This is a genomic window from Acinetobacter sp. TW_SC_4 (assembly GCF_054861205.1).
On sequence record NZ_CM142174.1, the window covers coordinates 774747 to 797204 of the forward strand.

Annotated in this window: 17 protein-coding genes; 14 read left to right on the forward strand and 3 right to left on the reverse strand. The window is 41.9% G+C overall.

Features of this window, described 5'->3' with window-relative positions; genetic code table 11:
* Positions 1 to 29 precede the first annotated feature (29 nt).
* From nirB to ACWM1W_RS03740, 12 genes are all read left to right on the forward strand, one after another.
* Entirely contained in the window at positions 30 to 2576 is a 2547-nt protein-coding gene (gene nirB, locus ACWM1W_RS03685) for a nitrite reductase large subunit NirB (protein WP_214001495.1), read from the forward strand.
* A gap of 24 nt (positions 2577 to 2600) precedes the next feature.
* Positions 2601 to 4211, forward strand: coding sequence for a nitrite reductase small subunit NirD (gene nirD, locus ACWM1W_RS03690; protein ID WP_214001494.1), 1611 nt, complete (start codon positions 2601 to 2603; stop codon positions 4209 to 4211).
* A gap of 185 nt (positions 4212 to 4396) precedes the next feature.
* Entirely contained in the window at positions 4397 to 7177 is a 2781-nt protein-coding gene (locus ACWM1W_RS03695; protein ID WP_214001493.1) for a nitrate reductase, read from the forward strand.
* The gene (mobA, locus tag ACWM1W_RS03700; protein WP_214001492.1) at positions 7174 to 7812 is read left to right on the forward strand and encodes a molybdenum cofactor guanylyltransferase; all 639 of its coding nucleotides are present in this window, start codon (positions 7174 to 7176) and stop codon (positions 7810 to 7812) included. Before ACWM1W_RS03695 ends, mobA begins: the two co-directional genes overlap by 4 nt.
* Before the next feature lie 135 nt (positions 7813 to 7947).
* The gene (gene moaA, locus ACWM1W_RS03705) at positions 7948 to 9000 is read left to right on the forward strand and encodes a GTP 3',8-cyclase MoaA (RefSeq protein ID WP_214001491.1); all 1053 of its coding nucleotides are present in this window, start codon (positions 7948 to 7950) and stop codon (positions 8998 to 9000) included.
* Between the two features lies 1 nt (position 9001).
* On the forward strand, positions 9002 to 9253 hold the full coding sequence (locus tag ACWM1W_RS03710) for a MoaD/ThiS family protein (RefSeq protein ID WP_034170381.1): 252 nt from the start codon (positions 9002 to 9004) through the stop codon (positions 9251 to 9253).
* A gap of 1 nt (position 9254) precedes the next feature.
* A complete protein-coding gene (locus ACWM1W_RS03715; RefSeq protein WP_214001490.1) occupies positions 9255 to 9794 on the forward strand; it encodes a molybdenum cofactor biosynthesis protein MoaE in 540 nt (179 codons plus the stop codon).
* A gap of 45 nt (positions 9795 to 9839) precedes the next feature.
* Positions 9840 to 10763 carry a bifunctional molybdenum cofactor biosynthesis protein MoaC/MoaB gene (moaCB, locus tag ACWM1W_RS03720; protein ID WP_214001489.1) on the forward strand — a complete coding sequence of 308 codons (924 nt, stop codon included), beginning with the start codon at positions 9840 to 9842 and terminating at the stop codon, positions 10761 to 10763.
* Entirely contained in the window at positions 10763 to 11992 is a 1230-nt protein-coding gene (locus ACWM1W_RS03725) for a molybdopterin molybdotransferase MoeA (RefSeq protein ID WP_214001488.1), read from the forward strand. Before moaCB ends, ACWM1W_RS03725 begins: the two co-directional genes overlap by 1 nt.
* A gap of 14 nt (positions 11993 to 12006) precedes the next feature.
* Entirely contained in the window at positions 12007 to 12768 is a 762-nt protein-coding gene (gene modA, locus ACWM1W_RS03730; RefSeq protein ID WP_214001487.1) for a molybdate ABC transporter substrate-binding protein, read from the forward strand.
* Between the two features lie 26 nt (positions 12769 to 12794).
* Positions 12795 to 13478 carry a molybdate ABC transporter permease subunit gene (gene modB / locus ACWM1W_RS03735; RefSeq protein ID WP_214001486.1) on the forward strand — a complete coding sequence of 228 codons (684 nt, stop codon included), beginning with the start codon at positions 12795 to 12797 and terminating at the stop codon, positions 13476 to 13478.
* A 1-nt stretch (position 13479) separates the two neighbouring features.
* A complete protein-coding gene (locus ACWM1W_RS03740) occupies positions 13480 to 14121 on the forward strand; it encodes an ATP-binding cassette domain-containing protein (RefSeq protein WP_005234447.1) in 642 nt (213 codons plus the stop codon).
* Here the strand turns inward: ACWM1W_RS03740 and ACWM1W_RS03745 are convergent.
* The 3 genes from ACWM1W_RS03745 to ACWM1W_RS03755 all read right to left on the reverse strand — a co-directional run bounded on the left by ACWM1W_RS03745 (position 14111) and on the right by ACWM1W_RS03755 (position 19402).
* Complete coding sequence (locus tag ACWM1W_RS03745) at positions 14111 to 16663, reverse strand: bifunctional diguanylate cyclase/phosphodiesterase (protein WP_034170387.1); 2553 nt, start codon at positions 16661 to 16663, stop codon at positions 14111 to 14113. The genes ACWM1W_RS03740 and ACWM1W_RS03745 overlap by 11 nt on opposite strands.
* A 150-nt stretch (positions 16664 to 16813) precedes the next feature.
* Entirely contained in the window at positions 16814 to 18400 is a 1587-nt protein-coding gene (locus ACWM1W_RS03750) for a sensor domain-containing diguanylate cyclase (protein ID WP_214001485.1), read from the reverse strand.
* A gap of 504 nt (positions 18401 to 18904) precedes the next feature.
* Complete coding sequence (locus ACWM1W_RS03755) at positions 18905 to 19402, reverse strand: Dps family protein (protein WP_375725777.1); 498 nt, start codon at positions 19400 to 19402, stop codon at positions 18905 to 18907.
* A gap of 664 nt (positions 19403 to 20066) precedes the next feature.
* Between ACWM1W_RS03755 and katE the strand changes: the two genes are divergently transcribed.
* Complete coding sequence (katE, locus tag ACWM1W_RS03760) at positions 20067 to 22190, forward strand: catalase HPII (RefSeq protein ID WP_214001484.1); 2124 nt, start codon at positions 20067 to 20069, stop codon at positions 22188 to 22190.
* A 57-nt stretch (positions 22191 to 22247) separates the two neighbouring features.
* Positions 22248 to 22457: a hypothetical protein gene (locus ACWM1W_RS03765; RefSeq protein ID WP_214001483.1), complete on the forward strand. Its 210-nt coding sequence runs from the start codon at positions 22248 to 22250 to the stop codon at positions 22455 to 22457.
* The last annotated feature ends 1 nt before the right edge of the window (position 22458 follow it).

Consider the following 22458-nt stretch of genomic DNA (forward strand, 5'->3'; position numbering starts at 1 on the left):
CAAGATTTAGAAAATTTAGGAGAAGGAATATGAAACTGGTAATGATTGGCCATGGCATGGTAGGACACAAATTTATTGAATCTGTGCTTGAGCATGCGGGTGATGAGGTTGAAATCACGATTCTGGCAGAAGAGCCGCGTCTGGCTTATGACCGTGTACATTTAACTGAATATTTCACTGGAAAATCAGCCAAGGATTTAACCCTTTGCCGTAATGACTTTGCAGATGCGTATGGAATTGATTTGCGTTTGAGTACCAAAGCGACTGCAATCGATACTGTTAATAAAACAGTCATCACTAATCATGGCGATGTGATTGCTTATGACAAACTGGTTTTAGCTACCGGCTCCTATGCTTTTGTTCCACCAATTCCAGGCAACGACCGTGAAAACTGCTTTGTTTACCGTACCATTGAAGATCTGGATGCAATCCGGGCAGCGAGCCTGAATGCCAAAAACGGTGTCGTGATTGGTGGTGGTTTGCTGGGTCTGGAAGCGGCAAAAGCGCTGCGTGACCTGAATCTGGAAACGCATGTGGTCGAATTCGCACCACGCCTGATGGCAGTACAGATTGATGATCTTGGTGGCAAAGTATTACGCAGCAAAATCGAAGATCTGGGCGTAAAAGTCCATACTCAAAAAGCAACTTCGTCTATTGAAGATGGTGTCAATGCCAAGCATGTGATGAAGTTTGGTGATGGTGCTGAACTGGAAACCGACATCATCCTGTTCTCTGCAGGGATTCGTCCACGTGATGAATTGGCACGTCAAAGCGGGCTGGCGATTGGTGAGCGCGGCGGGATCATGATCAATGATTATTGCCAGACTTCGAACCTAGACATTTACGCGATTGGTGAATGTGCGCTGTGGAATAACAAGATTTTTGGTCTGGTTGCGCCAGGCTATGACATGGCACGTATTGCTGCGAAACATGTACTGCAAGAAGAGTGTGCAGCATTTGCTGGCGCAGACATGAGCACCAAGTTGAAACTGATGGGTGTTGATGTTGCATCAGTGGGTGATGCACATGCCATGACACCAGGTTCACTGAGCTACTTCTATGCCGATGAAGCGGCACAGATCTACAAGAAAATTGTAGTCAATGCAGAAAAAACCAAACTGCTCGGTGCAGTGCTGGTGGGTTGTGCCAAAGAATATAACGATCTGCTACAAATGATGCTGAATGGTCTGGAAATCCCAGAAAATCCGGAAAGCCTGATCATGCCGGGGTTTGATCAAGCGACTGCAAAAGCGGGTGGTAGCGGTGTAGATCTGCTTCCAGACAGCGCGACGATTTGTTCATGTAATAACGTATCTAAAGCGGATATCTGTTCAGCGATTGCCGATGGTTCAACTTCTCTCGGCGCTCTGAAAAAATGCACCAAAGCCGCAACGGCTTGTGGTGGCTGTGCACCGCTAGTGACGCAAGTTCTGAAATCTGAGTTACAACGTCAAGGCGTTACCGTAAACAATCATCTCTGCGAACACTTCGCTTATTCACGCCAAGAGCTGTATCACCTGGTACGTGTTAACGAGATCAAAACTTTTGATGACCTAATCCATCAACATGGTCATGGTATGGGCTGTGATATCTGTAAACCGACTGTGGCAAATATATTGGCATCTTGCTGGAACGACTTTGTTCTGAAACCAAGCCATGCCGGCCTGCAAGACAGTAACGACTACTACCTCGGTAATATTCAAAAAGATGGTACTTACTCTGTCGTTCCTCGTATGGCAGGTGGTGAAGTCACTCCAGATGGTTTAATCGTCATTGGTCAAATTGCTAAAGAATATGGTCTGTACACCAAACTGACTGGGGGCCAGCGTGTCGATATGTTTGGTGCGCAGCTACATCAATTACCAGAAATCTGGGAAAAACTGATCAATGCCGGTTTTGAATCGGGGCATGCTTACGGTAAATCACTACGTACGGTGAAATCTTGCGTGGGTAGCACTTGGTGCCGCTATGGTGTAGATGATTCTGTTGGTTTGGCAATCTTCCTGGAAAATCGTTACAAAGGTCTGCGTTCTCCACACAAACTAAAAATGGCCGTGTCTGGTTGCACCCGTGAATGTGCCGAAGCACAAAGCAAAGACGTCGGTGTGATTGCCACTGAAAAAGGCTGGAACCTGTATGTCTGCGGTAACGGTGGTATGAAACCGCGTCATGCTGAACTGCTGGCATCAGATCTGGATACACAAACTTTAGTCCGCTATATCGACCGTTTCTTCATGTTCTATATCCAGACGGCTGATCGTCTGCAACGTACTTCGGTATGGCGTGACAACCTTGAAGGCGGCCTGGATTACCTGAAAGATGTCGTTGTGAATGACTCATTGGGTCTGGCAACAGAACTCGAGCGTCGTATGGAGCATGTAGTGGGCACTTATCAGGATGAATGGCGTACTGCAGTTGAAGATCCAGAAGTCCGTAAACGTTTCAAAACCTTTATTAATGCCAAGGCTGAACAGCAAAACGATCCGCACGTTCAATTTACTGAAGTGCGTGGTCAGATCCGTCCAAAAACTGAAGCTGAACGCAATGCGAGCCGTATTCCGGTAGTTGAAGCCTGATTCAAAGAATAAAGGAGCAAGAATATGACAATGTTTAAAGATATGAATGAACTGAATTGGGTTGAAGTGTGTGCACTGGATGACATCGTGCCTAATACTGGCGTTGCAGCCTTGGTGGAAGATCAGCAAATTGCGATATTCCGTGTGGGTTCAGAAAAGCGTGTTTATGCACTCAGTAACCAGGATCCATTTAGTAAAGCATTTGTGATGTCGCGCGGCATCATTGGTGATCTGCAAGGCGAGCGTGTTGTCGCTTCACCAATTTACAAGCAGCATTTCAGTCTGGCGACTGGGCGCTGTCTGGAAGATAAAGATCAAAAACTGCTGGTATTTCCAAACAAAATTGAAAATGGCAAGGTATTCATTAGCCCAGTGCCACAAAAAACCTATATTACCAACAACGGTGTTTCACCGGAAAAAATGAAACTGGTACTGGTTGGTAATGGTCTGGCAGGCATGCGTTGTCTGGAGGACCTGCTGGATATGGCACCAGACCGTTATGAAATTACTGTGATTGGTGAAGAGCCGTGGGGTAACTACAACCGCATCATGCTGTCGCCAGTGCTTTCTGGCGAGAAAACCATTGATGACATCATGCTGCATCCGCATGCATGGTATGCCGACAAAGGTATTCGTCTGATTGCAGGTGATCCTGCGATTCGTATCGACCGTCCGCGTAAGCAGGTTTATACCGAAAAAGGCGAAGTGATCAGTTATGACCGTTTGATTCTAGCGACAGGTTCCAAGCCATTCGTTCCGCCAATTCCAGGTAGCGACTTAAAAGGCGTACTCAGCTTCCGCGACATTTATGATGTCAACAATATGCTGGACTACTGCAAAACCAAGAAAAATGCGGTCGTCATCGGCGGTGGCTTACTGGGCCTAGAAGCTGCTTATGGCCTGAAACAGCAAGGCATGAATGTCACAGTATTGCATCTGATGGATCGCATTATGGATCGTCAGCTGGACAGCAAAGCCAGCCAGATGCTGAAAACAGCGATTGAGCAGAAAGGTATCAATATTCTGACTGAAGCGAATACCGAATGTCTGATTGGTGAAGACGGTCATGTGACCCAAGTGAAACTCAAAGATGGCACCGTGCTGGCTGCCGATCTGGTGGTGTTTGCTGTGGGTATTCGTCCAAATATCGCATTGGCGCAAAGTGCCGGTCTGCGTTGTAACCGCGGTGTGCTGGTGAATGACACTATGCAGACTTTTGACCCAAGTATTTATGCGGTGGGTGAATGTATCGAGCAACGTGGTCAAACCTTTGGTCTGGTTGAACCACTTTGGGGCCAGGCGTTCATTTGTGCATCACATCTAGCCGAGCATGGAAGCCTGACCTTTAAAGCGCCAACCGTTCCGACTCAGCTGAAAGTGAGTGGTTGTGACGTGTTCTCGGCAGGTGACTTCGAACCAAAAGATGATTTTGAAGATATCGTGCTGAATGACGAGAAACGTCAGATCTATAAACGCATTATTATTCAAAAAGATAAAGTCATTGGTGCAGTGCTGTTTGGTGATACAGAGGACGGTGCCTGGTATGCCGAACTGATTGCAGATCAGACACCGATCACTTCGATTCGAAATAAACTGCTGTTTGGTCGGGATTTTGCATTAAAGAAAGCAGGGTAATCTATCACATAAATCTTCCCTAACCCCTCTTTAAAAAGAGGGGAATCTCCCTCCTTTAACAAAGGAGGGTTGGGGAGGATTAAAGCTTTTGAGACCAAGAAAAAATTTAAATCAAACCTGTAAAAGCTAGACATTTTAGATTTGGCGAGATAAGTGAATTTAGATGATTAAGGAGCACAGCAGCAATGAATAGTATCCCAGTAGTGGAACTGCATAGCTCCACAGAACTAAAAACTAAAACCACACAGACCACTTGCCCATATTGTGGCGTGGGTTGTGGTGTGACTGCACATGTAACGCCGACCACATCAGGCCCGAAAGTGACTGTTGAAGGCGATGTCAACCATCCTTCTAATTACGGCAAGTTATGCATCAAAGGCAGTAATCTGGCAGATACTTTAGGACTGGGAACCCGTTTACTGCAGCCAATGCTGGGTCGTAAAGATCAGCGTGAAGTTACCAGTTGGGATACTGCAGTTTCTTCCATTGCCAATAAATTCCAGCAATGCATCGATCAATATGGCCGAGACAGTATTGCATTTTATGTCTCAGGTCAGTTGCTGACCGAAGATTATTATGTGGTGAATAAATTCGTCAAAGGTTATCTCGGTACGGCGAATATTGATACCAATTCACGCCTGTGTATGTCTTCAGCTGTTGCTGCACATAAACGAGCTTTTGGTGAAGATCTGGTTCCAGCCAGCTACGAAGATTTTGAACATACCGATATGGTGGTACTGGTCGGTTCCAATACCGCTTGGTGCCATCCAGTGCTGTATCAGCGCATTATGAAAGCCAAGGAACAACGTGACCTGTTTGTAGTCGTGGTTGATCCACGCTTTACCAGTACCTGCGAAGCAGCAGATTTGCATCTACCAATTCTGCCGGGTCAGGATGTGGCGCTGTTTAATGGCTTATTACAGTACTTGCATCAGCATGGTTACGTCGATAATGCATTTGTTGCCGCACATACCCAAGGGCTGGAACAGGTTTTAGCGAGTAGTTCTACTGAAGCTTCGATTGAGGATGTGGCTGCACGTACCGGTATTTCTGCAGTTAAACTCACTCAATTCTTTGAAAAATTTTCCCAGACAGACAAAGTAATAACGTTGTTCTCCATGGGCGTAAACCAGTCATCACGTGGCGTCGATAAAGCCAACAGTATTATTAACTGTCATTTACTCACCGGTAAAATTGGTAAGCTCGGTGCAGCGCCATTTTCCATGACCGGTCAGCCAAATGCCATGGGTGGCCGTGAAGTCGGTGGCCTAGCCAATATGTTGGCTGCACATCTGGATTTAGAAAATCCGGGACATCAGCAGCTGGTACAAAATTTCTGGCAAAGCCCGTATATTGCTAAACAAGCAGGACTGAAAGCAGTCGATTTATTCCAGGCCGTTGAAAGCGGCAAGATCAAGGCGATCTGGATTATGGCCACCAATCCGGTGGTCAGCTTGCCAGATGCAGATCAGGTCAAGCGTGCTCTGGATAAATGTGAATTCGTAGTGGTCTCTGATATCTGTCAGGATACGGATACTACTCAATATGCTGATGTATTACTTCCAGCTTTAGGCTGGGGCGAAAAAGATGGAACCGTCACCAATTCGGAACGCCGTATTTCAAGGCAACATGCCTTTTTAGATGCGCCGGGTGAAGCCAAAGCTGACTGGTGGGCGATTGCACAGGTGGCGAAGCAAATGGGCTTCAGAGGGTTTGATTTTCACAATAGTCATGAAATTTTTAAAGAGCATGCCGAGCTCTCTGCCTATCAGAATGTAGAAATTTCCGAAGGTCTAGAAACCCCATATTTCCGTTATTTTAATCTGCAAGGCTTAAGCAATTTAACCGCAGAAGAATATGAGCAACTGGAACCAGTGCAATGGCCGGTTTGGGGTAAACAGCAACCTGCTCAATCTGTAGGAAGATTATTTGCCCAAGGCCAGTTCAGTCATGCTGATGGTAAAGCAAGATTTATTGCAATTTCAGCGGTCAATCCGGTTCATCAAACCTCTAGCGAATATCCTTTAATTTTGAATACTGGCCGGATTCGTGACCAATGGCATACTATGAGCCGTACCGGTTTATCGGCGAATTTGAGTACGCACCGTGCCGAACCTTACTGTGAAATTCACCCGAATGATGCACTAAAATACGGGATTCAGGATGGTGAATTGGTTGAGGTGAAATCGCAGTGGGGCAATTGTGTCTTGCGTGCGACTATTAGTGACAATATCCGCCGTGGACAGGTCTTTGCCCCGATTCACTGGAATGATCAGGTCGCATCCGATGCCCGGATTGGCAAGGTGGTGAATCCGGTAGTGGATGCTATTTCGGGTGAGCCAGAATTCAAGCATACTCCGGTTATCATCCATCCATTTTATAGCCAGTGGCAAGGCGTATTTTATGTGCGTCAAGGCTTTGAAAAAATCGTACAGCCGTCGATTGAAGCCACCGTGTGGTGGACTAAAATCACTACCAGCAAGGCAATACGTTATGAACTGGCAGACCGGAAGAAATTTAGCTACACCACTGAGCATTTAAAAGAATTATTGCCATTTCAGGATGAAAGTTTTGAATGGCTGAATCTTGAAGATCAGACCGCCCACATCAGTCATAGCGTGATACTCCAGGATGGTCATGTGATTGCCAGTCTATATATTGCACCGAAGGCCTTATTGCCGGACCGCGACTGGGTGGCAAGTCTGTTTAAACGTGAACGTTTAAGTGCTATGCACCGTAAAGCCTTACTTGCTGGACAGCCGATGTCGATGGCAAATAATGAAGGTCCACTGGTGTGTAGCTGTTTTAAAGTCGGTAAAAACCGCATCATTGAAACCATTAAAACTAAAAATATTACGGATGAAAAACAGGTGACCGCATGTTTAAAAGCCGGAGGGAATTGTGGTTCGTGTTTACCTGAAATCCGTGGCCTGATTAAAACATGTCAATTGGAGACGGTAGAATGAAAAAAGGAGCCGAGAGAGAAAATAATAAAACAGCCTATCCACGTACTGATCTGGTAATTCTGGCGGGTGGACAGGCAAGACGCATGAATGGCATCAATAAACTGTTGCAGAAATTCGATGACCAGATTCAGCTGATCAAGATTCACCAACAGCTGAAATCGAATGTTGCACAGGTCTGGATTAACAGCCATCGCGACTATTCCATTTACCAGAAACTTATTCCCAGTGTTCATTATTATCAAGATGATGAGCCGGGCTTTCATGGGCCGTTAATGGGCATGAAAAGTGCCTGGTCGCATGTACAGTCGGATTATGTGCTATTTGTCCCTTGTGACCTAACTTATATTCCTTCCAGAGTATTGCTCAAGTTACACCAGGCTCTAGCCAAAAACAGCCTGGCTGAAGTGGCCTATGTGGAAATTAACGGCAAGCCACTTTATCCATTTTGTCTGGTCAAACGCAGCAGTCTGGCAACCTTGAATTTATATCTTGAACAGGAACAGCGCAGCCTTAAACACTGTTTTGCTGATTTGCACGCACAAGTGGCACGTTTTAAAAATCGTGCGCTATTTTTTCACAGTATTAACTCGCTGGATGAACTGCAACAGTATCAACAGCTCAAATTTCTGCACTAAAAACTGAATATTTTACTTTTGGCACAAAGTTGGAACACTTATTGCAAATCTAATTATTACGAGATTGGGCGATTTGAATTTCGCGCACCGCATATGTGCAATGACCCACCCAATGCCTGAAGATGGATGTTCAACATGAATATGATGACACAGCTTAAAAATGATGCCTTGTTTGTCGATCAATTCGGTCGTGGCAAGCGCAAGCTAAGGATTTCAGTGACCGATCGCTGTAATTTTAAATGTGTTTATTGTATGCCTGAACATCCAGAATGGATGAAAAAACACGATCTGCTCAGTTTTGAAGAGCTGTATCAGTTTTGCGATTTTATGGTGCGTCATGGTATCCAGTATATCCGCATTACCGGTGGTGAGCCTTTAATGCGTCAGGGCGTAGTGCATTTTGTTGAACAACTGCAAGCGTTGAAAAAGCTGGGATTACAACGTATTTCCATGACCACCAATGCGCATTACTTAAAACAATATGCACAAGCCTTAAAGCAGGCAGGACTGGATGACCTGAATATCAGCCTGGACAGTCTGGATGCTGATCAGTTTAAGCAGCTAACTCAAAAAGATTTGGCACCTGTGCTGGAAGGAATTCAGGCAGCACAAGCCGCTGGATTACCGATTAAGATCAATACCGTATTGATGCAGGGTATCAATGATAATCAGATCCTGCCATTAGCGCGCTGGTCAGTTCAGCAAAATATTGTCCTGCGCTTTATCGAATTTATGCCACTTGATGGTGATCACAATTGGTCTACTGAGCATGTAGTCAGTGAACAATACATTTTAGAAACTTTGGCAACTGAATTTACGCTCACTCAAAAAACTAATAATGCTTCCCAATCAGCTTCGGAACCCGCACGCCAGTATCTGATTGATGGCCATCCGATTGGAATTATCTCAACTATTACCAATTCTTTTTGTGGCAGCTGCGACCGCTTGCGATTGACTGCACAAGGTGAATTTTACAATTGCTTGTTTGCACCTCAAGGCTTGAATCTTAAAAATGAAATCAAATCACTAAATTCATCTACCGCTCTAAGTGAGTTGAATTTGTATGGCGCTTTATCCCGATATATCTGGAACAAAGAACAGGGCTTTCACGCCATAGAGCAGCGCTTAAAAAATCAAAGTATGAATCAAAACAGCCGCAAAATTAGTATGCACATGATAGGAGGTTAAGATGTCACAGATCAGAATCAGAATTGAAGCCTTCGGTGCGGTAGAACGACAGTTACCGCAAGATCTCGAAATTATTTGTAAATCTCAAAGTACCGTATCTGAGGTTTTGAATCAGGTGGGACAAGATTATCCAGATGCATTTGGCATGATTGAACGCTGTGCCTGTGCCATCGGTGAAGACATCATTTCACGTCAGACACCTCTTCATGCTGACAGTACTTTGGTGCTGTTATCACCTGTAGCAGGAGGCTGAAATGAGCGAATTCAAGCAATTTTCTAGGATTCAGGATACTGCTTTAAATCTAGAAAGTCTTGATCCGATCCAGTCTTTTCCTGAATGTGGTGGAGTCGGCGTATTTATCGGAACGGTACGCAATCACCATGAAGGTAAAGCGGTCAAGGCACTGAAATATACGGCCTATGCACCTGTTGCAGAAAAAATGATTCGCCAGATTGAACAGGAAATCCAGGCCAAATACGGCGTGTCCTATGTGCGGGTGATTCATCGAATTGGGGCACTAGATATTGGTGAAAAAGCCATTATCGCGATTGCTTATGCTGCACATCGAGGTGAAGCTTTTGCCGCTTGTGAGGAAGCAGTGGAGCGGGTTAAACATGAAGTGCCAGTCTGGAAAGAAGAGTTTTATATGGATGGCAGCAGTCAATATGTTGAGGGGTGTTGTATCCGTAAAGATGTAGAACCTGCTCACACGCATCTTCATTCAGATGAGATACATCAACATTGCCATCATGCCAAAGAGAATACACCATTCATCTATCAATGGCCGATATAACTCAGAACAGAAACACGTTTTAAGAAGAAATGAAAGGAACATGCAATGAAAAATGTCGGGATGAAAGCAGAAAGTTATCGGACTGCAGTAGCTACAGGGATTCTGCATGCACCGCCACATTGCATTGAATTATTACGGAATGGCAATACGGAAAAGGGTGATGCACTAAAGACAGCTCGCATTGCCGGGATTTTAGGGGCTAAACGAACCGATGAACTGATTCCACTTTGTCATCCCTTACCAATTTATCGTGCAGATGTGGAGTATGAGCTGTGTGATGCGCATGTCGAAATTATTGCCACAGTAGAGACTATTGGTCCAACTGGTGTGGAAATGGAAGCCTTGACTGCCGTTAGTCTGGCTGGATTGACCCTTTACGATATGCTCAAACCACATTGTGAACCGGAAGATCTATGTCTGGATCAATGTAAATTACAAAAGAAAAAAGGCGGTAAATCGCATTTTACCCGTGTCTTAAAAGAAGCCTTGCCAGCATCCATCATTGTGCTTTCAGATACAGTCGCTGCCGGTAAAAAACCGGATACAGCAGGGCAAAATGTCCTAGAAATATTACAAGAAGCCAATTTTGAAAATATTGCCTATCAAGTGATTCCAGATGATCCTGAACAGTTATTGGCACTAGTTGAACAGCAAAAAAATGACTATCCATTGATCCTGACTGTGGGTGGAACAGGCCTAGGTCCTAAAGATCTAACGGTTGAAACTTTACAGCCCTTACTGAAACGGGAAATTCCTGGACTCATGGAAGCTTCACGCAGTTTCGGCCAGAAACGAACGCCGTATGCGGCTTTAAGTCGTGGCGTTGCTGGCTATATTGATAACAGTTTGGTAATGACTTTACCGGGCAGCCGACAAGGGGCAAAAGAATCTTTAATTGCTGTACTACCAGCGTTGGTACATTTATTTGATATGCAAAAAAATATTCCACATCAAGGCGGTTATCAATAATGTCTGGATGCGGAGCAGAACATGGTCTGATTACAGTAGATCAGGCTTTAGAATTAATTTTGCAGCATACTCAAGTATTAGCAACTGAACGATTGAAGTTGAATCAGGCCTTAAATCGTTATCTGGCAGAAGATATTTATTCTGGGATTAATCTACCATTATTTTCGCAAAGTGCCGTAGATGGTTATGCACTGTGTACCCAATCTGTAATTGAACCAGAACGAGAATTCCACCTGATTGGTGAAATTCGGGCGGGACAACAGGGTGAACTGCAACTTCAGGATAGTCAGACCGTCAGGATTTTTACCGGCGCTAAAATTCCCCTCGGGACTACTACGGTCGCACGTCAGGAAATCGTTCAAGCGATCGATTTATCCAGAATCAAAATTACGGAACAGCTTAAAGTTCATGCCGATATTCGCGATGTGGGCGAAGAAATTTCAGTCGGGCAATTATTAGCCAATAAAGGTCAGCAGCTGTCAATCGGTGCAATTGCTTCTTTAAGCATGGCGGGGATCAATACTGTTGAGGTTCTTCAATATCCTAAAGTGGCTGTAGTTATTACAGGTGATGAAGTTGCTGAAAGTATAGAAGACTTTGTAGCGGGTAAAATCTTTGATGCCAACGGTCCCTTGATTGAAGCTTGGTTTCAGCAAGTCGGGCAGCAGGTTGAAATTTTTCATGTTGCAGATACTCAGGCGGCAGTACGGAATCTCATTCAAGAATTATCAGCAAGCCATGACCTGATTTTAACCACGGGTGGGGTATCTGTCGGAGATTATGATTTCATTCGGCCTGTAGCACTAAATTTAGGTTTCGAACAGATATTCTGGAAAGTAAAACAGAAGCCGGGCAAGCCGATGTTCTTTGCTCAGTTACAGCGCGATGATAGTTCACATTGTTATCTGCTGGGTTTACCGGGAAATCCCGCAGCAGTGTATGTGGGCATGCAGATATACACCGCAACTTTATTAAATGCCTTACAAGGACACAAATCTCAGCCGAACTGGTTTAATGCTGTACTCACCCATGATCTAAAAATGGATGCCAGAGAGCGCTTTTTAAGAATGTCCGCCAGTTTTGAGCAGTCGGTTTTACGAGTTAAAAGTCTGCCCAAACAGCAATCACATATGCTGAGCAATCTCATGCAGGCCAATTGTCTGGTTCGCATTCCTGCGGGAGCAGTTTTATCTGAAGGACAGATTGTGCGCGGTTTATTTATTCATTAAGGAACCGAATAATCATGAAAAAATTCCTGTTTTTCTCGGTCTGCCTAGCCTCTATATTTTCAGCTGCACATGCAGATACTGTCAAAATTTATGCCGCAGCCAGTCTGACCAATGCCATCAGCGATATTGAAAAAATTTATGAAAAGCAACATCCTAAAACAGATGTTGTAGCGGTATTTGGTGCATCTTCTGCTTTAGCCAAGCAGATCGAAGCAGGAGCCAGTAGTGATCTATACTTTTCAGCTGATCAGGATTGGATGAATTATCTGGTACAAAAGAAACTGATAAATTCCAGTTCAGTTCATCCCATCTTGTTAAATCAGTTGGTGGCCATTAGTCCCAAACATCTGACTATTCATTTTAAACCCCAATCCAATTTTGATTTTGCCCAATCTTTTAAAGGTTATGTATGTACCGGGCAAATGGAGTCAGTGCCTGCCGGGAAATATGCCAAGCAAAGTCTGACCAAACTGAACTGGTTAAATGGCTTGAAAGGACGAATTGTTGGAACAGATGATGTACGCTCGACTTTGGCTTTTGTCGAACGAGGTGAATGTGAAGTTGGGATTGTCTATAAAACTGATGCTTTGATCAGCCAAAAAGTGAAAATCATTGGTACTTTCCCAGCAAACTCACATAGTCCGATTGTCTATCCTTTAGCTTTAACACGGCAAGGCGCACAGAATAAAGAAGCAGTGCAATTTGAAAAATTTATACAAAAAAGCGTGCAGGCCAAAGCCATCTTTCAAAAATATGGATTTAGGCTGAATCCCTAGACAATGACTGGAGAAATAACTGCAAGATGTTAAATCCAGAAGAACTCAGTGCGCTCTACCTGTCTGCCAAGGTGGCCAGCTTTGCGACCTTATTCTGTTTACCTTTTGCAGTAGCATTGGCTTGGGTTTTGGCCAGATATGAATTTCGGCTTAAGTTTGTGGTCGAAGCATGTTTGCAATTGCCTATGGTGCTGCCACCTGTGGTCTTGGGTTATCTGCTTCTGGTGCTGTTTGGCAATCAAGGCATGATTGGTCAATATTTCAATACACTCGGACTGCAACTGGCATTTAACTGGAAAGGGGCGTTATTGGCCTCGATGATTGTCGCATTCCCATTGATGGTGCAACCGATTCGTCTGTCTTTTCAGCTTATGAATCAGCAACTCGAACACATCGCAGGTTCATTGGGCGCAGCACCGTGGAAAGTATTTTGGAGTATCAATTTACCTCTGGCGATTCCCGGTATGCTGATGGGCAGCATCTTGTGTTTTAGCCGCAGTCTGGGTGAGTTTGGCGCCACCATTACTTTTGTGGGAAATATTCCGGATGAAACCCGCACTATTCCCATCGCAATTTACTCCTTACTGCAACAACCAAATGGTGAAGAAATGGCGATGCGTCTGGTGACATTGTCTATTTTCTTGGCATTTACTGCCTTAATTGCCAATTATTTTATTTTGCAAAACTATCAACGGAAATTGGGAGGCTGAAATGTTGAAATGTGATTTTCAATATCAACAAGCCGATTTCGGGTTGAATATTAAACTGGAAATGTCGCAGCAACTATTAGGGATTGTCGGTACATCTGGAAGTGGAAAAAGTACTTTACTCAAAAATATTGTCGGACTATTAAAACCTGACCAAGGATATATTCAGTTTAATCAGCAGGACTTAATCAATACAGAAAAGAAAATTAATATTCCAATGCATCAGCGCAAGATTGCATTAGTTTTCCAGAATGCTTTGCTGTTTCCACATATGAACGTGCAGCAGAACCTATGCTATGCAGAAAAACTGGTATCTAGAGAAAATCGAAAATTCCAGTTTGAAGACATCGTAGAATTATTAGAATTAAAACCTTTAATATATCGTAGAGCACACCAGCTCTCAGGTGGAGAAGCGCAGCGCGTTTCTATTGGCCGAGCATTACTGTCTTCACCGAATCTTTTATTGCTGGATGAACCTTTAACAGGCCTGGATCAGCAGTTAAAACAACAGATTTTACCTTTTCTAAAACGGATGAAAGATGAGTTAAATCTACCCATGATTTATGTGACCCATCATTTAGAAGAGTTAGCTTACTTAGAAGCTGAAACTGTACAGTTCAAACAGGGCATATTAATCAGGAACTGATTAACTCCAGCTGATTGAGCCGGGCAGGTTTTGCATAATAAAAACCTTGCAGATAATCACAATGATGCGATTTTAAACACTCAGCCTGTTCAGGATTTTCAATTCCTTCCGCAACAACTTCCAGATCCAGCTTATGTGCTAGGGTAATCATAGCTTCAATAATTGCCTCATCTCGTAGATTGCCGGGTAAATGCTGGACAAAGCTGCGATCCAATTTGATCTCATCAATCGGTAAGCTACGTAAATAACTTAAACTCGAATAACCAGTGCCAAAGTCATCTACCGACACTTTAATACCCAAAGCCCGGACATTTTTTAAGATCTCAATCGACTTATCACCGCTAGCAATCAACATACTTTCAGTTACTTCCAGTTTTAGTAACTCATGTGGGAATTCAATTTCTGCTAATAATTGCTGTAGATCGCTTAGGAATCCGCTTCTTTTAAACTGTAAAGGAGATAGATTGATGGCAACCGAAATTTGAGTCTCATGCTGCATATTCCAGGCTTTGACTTCCTCACAAGCCTGTCTAAGTACCCATTCGCCGATCGAGACGATTTGACCGGTCCTTTCTGCAAAAGGAATAAAATCGGCAGGAGAAATAAAGCCTTTTTCTGGGTGTTGCCAGCGGATCAAAGCTTCCAGACATTTAACCTTGCCCGTTTCACTGTCCAGAATTGGCTGATAAAACAGTTTAAACTGCTGTTCATGCAGAGCGACCATTAATTCATGACGAAGCTGTACATAATCTACCTTCGGTAAAGGCTCTTTTGTGAAATTATACCAGTGCCAGGTATTACCCCCTTCGGCATTGGCGTCACGCATGGCATCTTTAGCAGCATTGATAAACTGCTTAACACATTTAATGTCTGGATCAGCATCAGCCACACCAATACTGGCACTCAGGTGAATATCATAGCCATCCACATGGAAAGGTTGAGATAATCCGGCGATGATTTCTTCGGCACGTACAGCGACTTGCTTGAGATCAGTCATTTGAGTTAATAAAATTGCAAACTCATCTCCTGAAAATCTGGAAATCACATCTTCAGGCTGCAGATTTTGACTCAGACGATTGCCCACCAGTTTTAAAATTTTATCGCCAATATCATGACCGAGGCTTTGATTCAAAGGTTCAAAATCATCCAGATCCAGATATAAAAGCACCAGATTTGCAGAACCTGTCTGAGCTAAATGCAGTTTTTCCTGTATCACTTTTTCAAACAGCTTATTGTTAATAAAGCCGGTTAAATGGTCATGTGATTCCTGATAAGCGATTAGTTCTTGCTGGGCAACATGCTGACTCACATCCTGTTGAATAGCAATAAAATGAGTGCATTTATGATTTTCATCAAAGACCGGGCCGAGATTCAGCTTGTTCCAGAACCAGTGTCCATCCTTACGATAATTTTTCAGGACAATCTTGATTTCAGATTTATTCTGAATGGCTTCGCTGATTTGCTGGACGCTTTCCGCTGAAGTATCGGGTCCCTGCAAGATGCGGCAATTTTTCCCTTTGAGTTCTTCCAGACTATAACCGGTAATCTGCTCAAAGGCCGGATTAACATATTCAATAGGCTGGTCATTTTCTGCCGAAGTTAAAATAATGCCATGCGGATTTGCATCGACACTACGTTTCATTAAGCGCAGCATTTCATTGTTTTGATAGCGTTCAGTAATGTCGCGTGCCACGCTAAAGATACCGACAATTTCCTCATTCACTTTAATTGGCAAAAAAGTTAAATCGAGCCAGTATTTCTGTCCTGCCGAGTTATGTGCCTGAACTTCAAGATGTCCAGTCAAGCCATGCTTGGCCTGCTCAAAGGCTTCTAAGGCAAGAGGGCGATGTTCAGGTTCAATAAAATGATCAATTTTAGTTCCGATATGCGATTTAACACCAACTTCGTTAAAAAACTTGGTGGCCAGATTGGCATCTACAATATTGCCATCCAGATTGTGCTCAAAAATTGCATCGGGATGAAAAGAGAAAAATGACTGATATTTATCTTTGAGTTGATTTCGTTTTTTGCGTTCTTCATACAGCTCAAAGGTTAAGGCGATCAGCGAAGCTGCATATTGCAGCAGGTCAATTTCATTGGGAGTAGGAGACTTGATCGAACGATAATACGTACCAAAAGAGCCAAAAAGTTTGCCACTCCCATGGGCAATTGGTACGGACCAGCAGGCTCTTAAACCATTTTGTTTAACCAGATCTTTATATGCGACCCAGTTTGGATCATTGAGTAAATCCTCACAGACCACTAAACGACGATGATATGCAGCTGCACCACAAGCGCCTACATTCGGACCGATTTTTAGATCCTTTAAAGCGGCTATATATTCTCTGGAAAAATAGGCTGGTTCTTTTATTAAATTAAGCGTTTGTTCCTGTTCCGAATACAACATGACAGATACCAACGCATCCGGAATTTTATCCCCTAACCATGCGGTAATCGCATCTATGATATCCTCTAAGGCAGCAGCTTGACCAATCAGATTAAAAATCTCTTGGCTGGTGCCTCCATTATAAAAAGAAGTCATATTGTATCCTTAAGTATAAACCTCTATATAAACCTAGAAGTATTAGAGAAATTATACTGTTTTTTGGAATTAAAGATCTAAACGCTATAACACAATAACAAAATAATATATTTAAATTATCTACTTAATAACTGTATAAAAATATTATTACTAGGCACTTTTTTCACCTGTCACCACACGATTTCTCCCTAAATGTTTGGCTTGATATAAATTTGTATCTGCTTGTTTTAAAACTTCTTTAATATCAGAAGAAGTTAAAGGCCAGTGTGCAATACCAAGTGAGGCAGTCACTACACCAACTTCTAGTAAATAAGTCGATGCCAGTTTGTGCCTTAATCTTTCAGCAATTTTAGTGGCTTGTGAAATCTCTTTAACTGGCGCAAGAATAATAAACTCTTCACCGCCGACCCGACAGCAAATATCCTGTTCACGAAAACTTTCCCGAATGAATCCGGCAACTTTGGTTAATACCACATCACCCATATCATGCCCATGACGATCATTAATTTTCTTGAAATAGTCAATATCTAAAACCACCACAGCAAAATAAATTTTATTGCTAATCAAATCATTTAAAAATAGTTCAAAGCCACGGCGATTATAAAAGCCGGTTAAAGGATCGGTTAAAGTGTCCTGTTTAAGTTCTTCGATTTCCTGATTAAAAACGTTTACGCTAGATAATAGGGACTTCTTGAATTTAAAAACTTCAAAATACCAAGGCTTAATATGATTAATCTTTTCAGTGATACCTGGATCATTCAAATGACTTGCCATTTTGGCAAGATCATTTAATGGAGAGGTAATAAATTTTGAAATACGCCAGATGATTAAAAAGATAATAATATAGATAACAAAAATTGTGCCAATCACTTTGTAGGCAAGAAGACGGGCTTGGGCGAATAAATCTTCTGTAGGCTGCTGAAACACCACGGTCCAGTTAGTCGTAGGAATTTTTGCAAAACTTACTAGTTCGCTAACTCCCATATCGTTGTTTAATTTTATTTTTCCTGAGCTATGAGACTCCATATAAGCTAAACCGGTATTGTGTTGGAATGTTTTTCCAATTTTCTCTCTTTCTGGATGATAAATAATTTTATCTTCTTTATCAAAAACATATAAATAGCTATTTTTATAACCATAATTTTCGCTTAAAAGTGTCTTTAATAAGGATTCTTCATGTAAATAGATAAACCCTGCAATAAAGCCTTGGTATTTATTATTCTGATCAAAGATGGGAAAACTAACCAGGACGACTAGATTACCTTTTAATGAATAATATGGTGAGGAAATATAAGGCTTCTTTGATTCGAGTGATTTGCTAAAGCCCAAAGACCGGATAATCGCAACTTTATCTAATTTCAAGGTTTCAGGTGCATATTCGATGACATGACCATCTGCATCGCTGATCAAAACACTGCTAAAAGAATTAGATTGTTGAATCAATCTGTTTAATTCAGTTTTTAATAACTGCTCATTATGAAAGCCATTATTAATAATATTGGCACTGAGACTTAAATCATTAAATATATTTTTAAAATATAAATCAGAAATAGAAGCAACTTTAGCTGCATACTCATAATTAGTTGCAAGAGAATTATTAATCAGTTGCTGTCGGTGAATTACATTGCTCACAATCAATGTAATTGAAAAAAGAATCACCAGACTCACAAGTAAAAGGATTAAAATCAATTTACGTAAATTAAGTTTGAGTGAAATGAGCAACTTTTGAACACTCATAACTTAATCCCTTAAATCTTTCAGAAATACAAAATGTATACAATATATTTCAATAATTATATTATGTGATGTGGTTCTCTATTTTAGATGAATAATATTCAGTTTGTAAGCATTTTTGAAGCTTAATCTGTTGCTTATTTTGTAAGCAGAAATGGTGTGGTCCATTTTTTCAATATATTTAAAAGATATGGAAAAAGACTAAGATCAAAAAAATAATAAAATACTGATTTAGTAAAAATTATATTTTTATAATATAAGAAAATTTTACTTAAAAGCTAAATTTTCTATCTAACCTAATATAATTAAATAGATAATAAATAAAGATTTATTGATTAAAAATAATCTTTTAAAAGGTAAATATTTATTTTTCAAAGCCTTCACTATAGGGTGAAAGGTGGGATAAATAAGTGCTCAAAAGGATATCAATTAAATTTGAACACTTATTCATTTTAGGAAAAGCTAATTTTCTGATTTTACAGTTGTTTTCTCAATGAGAAAAATTAATTACTCTAAAGTACTTCTTAACATCCAGGCTGTTTTTTCATGCACATCAAGACGTTGCGTGATTAAATCTGCAGTCGGTTGATCGTTGACTGCATCAACAACTTCAAAAAGATTGCGTGCGGTACGAGCTACCGTTTCATGAGCATTTACCAATAAACGCAACATTTCTTGGGCATCTGGTACACCTTCTACTTCTTTAATAGCAGTCAGCTTAACAAATTGCTGGTAAGTGCCGGGTGCGGCAAAGCCTAAGGCCCGGATACGTTCTGCAATCAGATCAAGAGCATTCCACTGTTCGGTATATTGGGTCATAAACATGCTGTGCAGACTATTGAACTGTGGTCCGGTGACATTCCAGTGAAAGTTGTGGGTCATTAAATAGAGGGTATAGCTGTCTGCCAATAATTTAGATAGACCTTCGACGATTTTGGCACGGTCTTCGTAAGAAATACCAATATCAATTTTCATAGCTTTAGCATTTTTTTCTGAAGAGCCCATGTTTTACTCCTTAACAATTTTGTAGAGAGATATCTTTTAAAATAGAAGTTTGCCAGTCATGGCTGAAAAGATAGGAAATCTTGGCAACATGACTTTTTATATGAAATAGATTTTTGCCACTATTTATATGTGGAAATAATTTAAGTACTTCTGAGTTATATAGTTTATAGGACGGGCAAAGATATAAGTTTAGGCGTTCTGTATAGCCTGGTGACAGGATTGTAACTGTATAAAGAAATTAATTTTACCTTATAAAACTCAAATGTCTGGATCAGTTTTTTTAAAAAATTGTTTTCACTTTTAGATGATTAAGCCTTTATTTCATGATTTTATCTTTTAGTAAAAACTATCAGCTTTAAATTTTTCGAACTTTGTGATCGTTACTCGGTAAAAAAACTGTGTAGTTAAGAAAAATAACAGAACTGTGCCTTTATTAAACAAGCCACTACAAAGACTCAGCAATGTATTCGTCAAATCTCGTTATGTTAGGGATACAGACGAAATCAATAAAAAGATTTTCATACTCAGCAACAGCTCACCATATACAGATAAAAGTGGAACTTTATTTTTCTGTAAAAACGGCAAGATGTTGAATAAAACTCAAGCGAATTTGAGATAGGCAAAAAAAGACTTTACTAAACTCAAGATCAGCAAGGAAAATGTCATGAAAATTAAGGCGAACAGTCCAGCCACAGGTAAAAATGGTTTAGATAAGCAGAATACCAATAAAAAAAGTGAGCAGCTTGATGCATATCGTAGCGACTCAACCGAACAGACACTGACTACCAACCAAGGTGTCAAGATTTCGGATAACCAGAACAGTCTAAAAGCGGGCGTTCGTGGGGCAACTTTAATGGAGGATTTTATTCTCCGTGAAAAGATTACCCATTTTGATCATGAGCGTATTCCAGAGCGAATTGTGCATGCACGTGGTGTTGGGGCACATGGTTTTTTTGAAGCTTATCCAGGCAATGAAAAATGGACTAAAGCCGGGTTTCTAACCAATACCGGTGCTCAGACTCCAGTCTTTGTTCGATTCTCTACAGTACAAGGTCCTCGCGGTTCAGCAGATACGGTACGTGATATTCGTGGTTTTGCGACCAAGTTTTATACGGATGAGGGTAACTTTGACCTAGTAGCCAACGATGCGCCAGTGTTCTTTATTCAGGATGGCATCAAGTTCCCTGATTTTGTCCATGCGCTGAAACCTGAACCACAAACCGAGATTCCATCAGGTGCGTCAGCACATGATACTTTCTGGGACTTTGTCTCTCTTGTACCTGAATCTGCACATGCGGTGATGTGGGCAATGTCGGATCGTGCAATTCCACGTAATTTACGATCTATTCAAGGTTTTGGTGTGCATACCTTCCGTTTAATTAATGCTGAAAATAAAGCTGTTTTTGTGAAGTTCCACTGGACGCCTAAACAAGGTCTGACACAGCTGGTATGGGATGAAGCGCAAAAACTGGCAGGTAAGGATCCGGATTTCCATCGTCGTGACCTATATGAAGCAATTGCTTCAGGTAATTACCCGGAATGGGAATTAGGTGTACAGATCGTTCCTGAAGAAGATGAAATGAAATTTGATTTTGACTTGCTGGATGCAACCAAAATCATTCCGGAAGAACTGGTTCCAGTGACTCCAATTGGCCGTATGGTGTTGAACCGTAATGTTGATTATTTCTTTGGTGAAACTGAGCAGGTAGCCTTCTGTCCAGGGCATGTTGTACCAGGCATTGACTTTACCAACGACCCGCTACTACAGGCACGACTGTTCTCTTATACTGATACTCAGCTGAGCCGCTTGGGTGGTCCAAACTTCCATCAGATTCCAATTAATAAGCCGGTTTGCCCATTCCATAACAATCAGCGTGATGGTTTGCATCAACGTCTTATTCACACCGGACAGGCCAACTACGAACCAAACTCGATTGATGACAACTGGCCAGCTGAAGCACCAGGTGCGACTCAGGCAGGTGGTTTCGAAAGCTATCAGGAACGTATTGACGGTCATAAAATCCGCCAGCGTAGTGAGTCCTTTAACGATCACTTCACTCATGCCCGTTTATTCTATCAAAGCCAGGCACCGCATGAGCAGAAGCATATTATTGATGCCTATGTCTTCGAACTGAGTAAAGTACAGCGCCAAAATATCCGTGAACGTGAAGTGCTTGAAGTGCTGTGCAATATTGACTTGACGCTGGCTCAACAAGTCGCGGATCAATTGGGTATTGAAATCCCAGCTGAGAAAAAAGCTGCAAAACTGCCTGATGTAATGATTTCTAAGCGTCTGTCTTTTGAAGCGTTTAAACCTGCCGATATTAAGGCACGTAAAATCGCGATTCTGGCACATGACAAAGCCAATGAAGCCAGTATTAAAGCTGTACAGGCTTGGGCTGAATCAGAGAGTGCTGTGGCTGATGTGTTAACACCTCGTCCAGGACCAGTTCTGAGCCAGCAAGGTACAGTGATCTCATCTGATGGTATGCAGAAAGCTGAACCGTCGATTGCCTATGATGCTGTAGTCATTGTGGATGGTGATAACTATGAGATGGTGCTGAAAGATGGTATCGCGACTCACTATCTGCTTGAAGCTTATAAGCACCTGAAACCGATTGTCTTCCTGGGAGATAAAGGTCAGCTGATTGAAGACTTAAAACTGATCAGCGATGAAGGTACCTTGGCAAATTCTCAATTCGATACCGTGCAAGAAACCTTTAAGACCTTGATCATGAATCATCGTGTTTGGGCGCGTGAATTGATCTCAGAAACAATTCCTGCATAAATACCATGAGAATAGAAGCTTCGGCTTCTATTCTCTATTTCAAGGAATAAAACTTTTATGGCGAGACCAGATCCTAAAAAATTACTGGCACAGATGCAAAATGCGCAATGGAGCAGGGAACAGGATATTTATCTGATCGAACATAACCATTTACCTATGAGTCAACTTAGAGAAAAATTGCCTTTTAGTGAAGAAGAAATTATGGCACGCCGTAAGGTACTAGGACTGATGACCCGTTTAAAACAGATGAAAAGACTTTTTCCTTAAC

What these genes read in the sequence shown, in the direction of transcription:
- nirB (WP_214001495.1), top strand. Translation starts at nt 30, where the DNA reads ATGAAACTGGTAATGATTGGCCATGGCATGGTAGGACACAAATTTATT.
- nirD (WP_214001494.1), top strand. Translation starts at nt 2,601, where the DNA reads ATGACAATGTTTAAAGATATGAATGAACTGAATTGGGTTGAAGTGTGT.
- ACWM1W_RS03695 (WP_214001493.1), top strand. Translation starts at nt 4,397, where the DNA reads ATGAATAGTATCCCAGTAGTGGAACTGCATAGCTCCACAGAACTAAAA.
- mobA (WP_214001492.1), top strand. Translation starts at nt 7,174, where the DNA reads ATGAAAAAAGGAGCCGAGAGAGAAAATAATAAAACAGCCTATCCACGT.
- moaA (WP_214001491.1), top strand. Translation starts at nt 7,948, where the DNA reads ATGAATATGATGACACAGCTTAAAAATGATGCCTTGTTTGTCGATCAA.
- ACWM1W_RS03710 (WP_034170381.1), top strand. Translation starts at nt 9,002, where the DNA reads ATGTCACAGATCAGAATCAGAATTGAAGCCTTCGGTGCGGTAGAACGA.
- ACWM1W_RS03715 (WP_214001490.1), top strand. Translation starts at nt 9,255, where the DNA reads ATGAGCGAATTCAAGCAATTTTCTAGGATTCAGGATACTGCTTTAAAT.
- moaCB (WP_214001489.1), top strand. Translation starts at nt 9,840, where the DNA reads ATGAAAAATGTCGGGATGAAAGCAGAAAGTTATCGGACTGCAGTAGCT.
- ACWM1W_RS03725 (WP_214001488.1), top strand. Translation starts at nt 10,763, where the DNA reads ATGTCTGGATGCGGAGCAGAACATGGTCTGATTACAGTAGATCAGGCT.
- modA (WP_214001487.1), top strand. Translation starts at nt 12,007, where the DNA reads ATGAAAAAATTCCTGTTTTTCTCGGTCTGCCTAGCCTCTATATTTTCA.
- modB (WP_214001486.1), top strand. Translation starts at nt 12,795, where the DNA reads ATGTTAAATCCAGAAGAACTCAGTGCGCTCTACCTGTCTGCCAAGGTG.
- ACWM1W_RS03740 (WP_005234447.1), top strand. Translation starts at nt 13,480, where the DNA reads ATGTTGAAATGTGATTTTCAATATCAACAAGCCGATTTCGGGTTGAAT.
- ACWM1W_RS03745 (WP_034170387.1), bottom strand. Translation starts at nt 16,663, where the DNA reads ATGACTTCTTTTTATAATGGAGGCACCAGCCAAGAGATTTTTAATCTG.
- ACWM1W_RS03750 (WP_214001485.1), bottom strand. Translation starts at nt 18,400, where the DNA reads ATGAGTGTTCAAAAGTTGCTCATTTCACTCAAACTTAATTTACGTAAA.
- ACWM1W_RS03755 (WP_375725777.1), bottom strand. Translation starts at nt 19,402, where the DNA reads ATGGGCTCTTCAGAAAAAAATGCTAAAGCTATGAAAATTGATATTGGT.
- katE (WP_214001484.1), top strand. Translation starts at nt 20,067, where the DNA reads ATGAAAATTAAGGCGAACAGTCCAGCCACAGGTAAAAATGGTTTAGAT.
- ACWM1W_RS03765 (WP_214001483.1), top strand. Translation starts at nt 22,248, where the DNA reads ATGGCGAGACCAGATCCTAAAAAATTACTGGCACAGATGCAAAATGCG.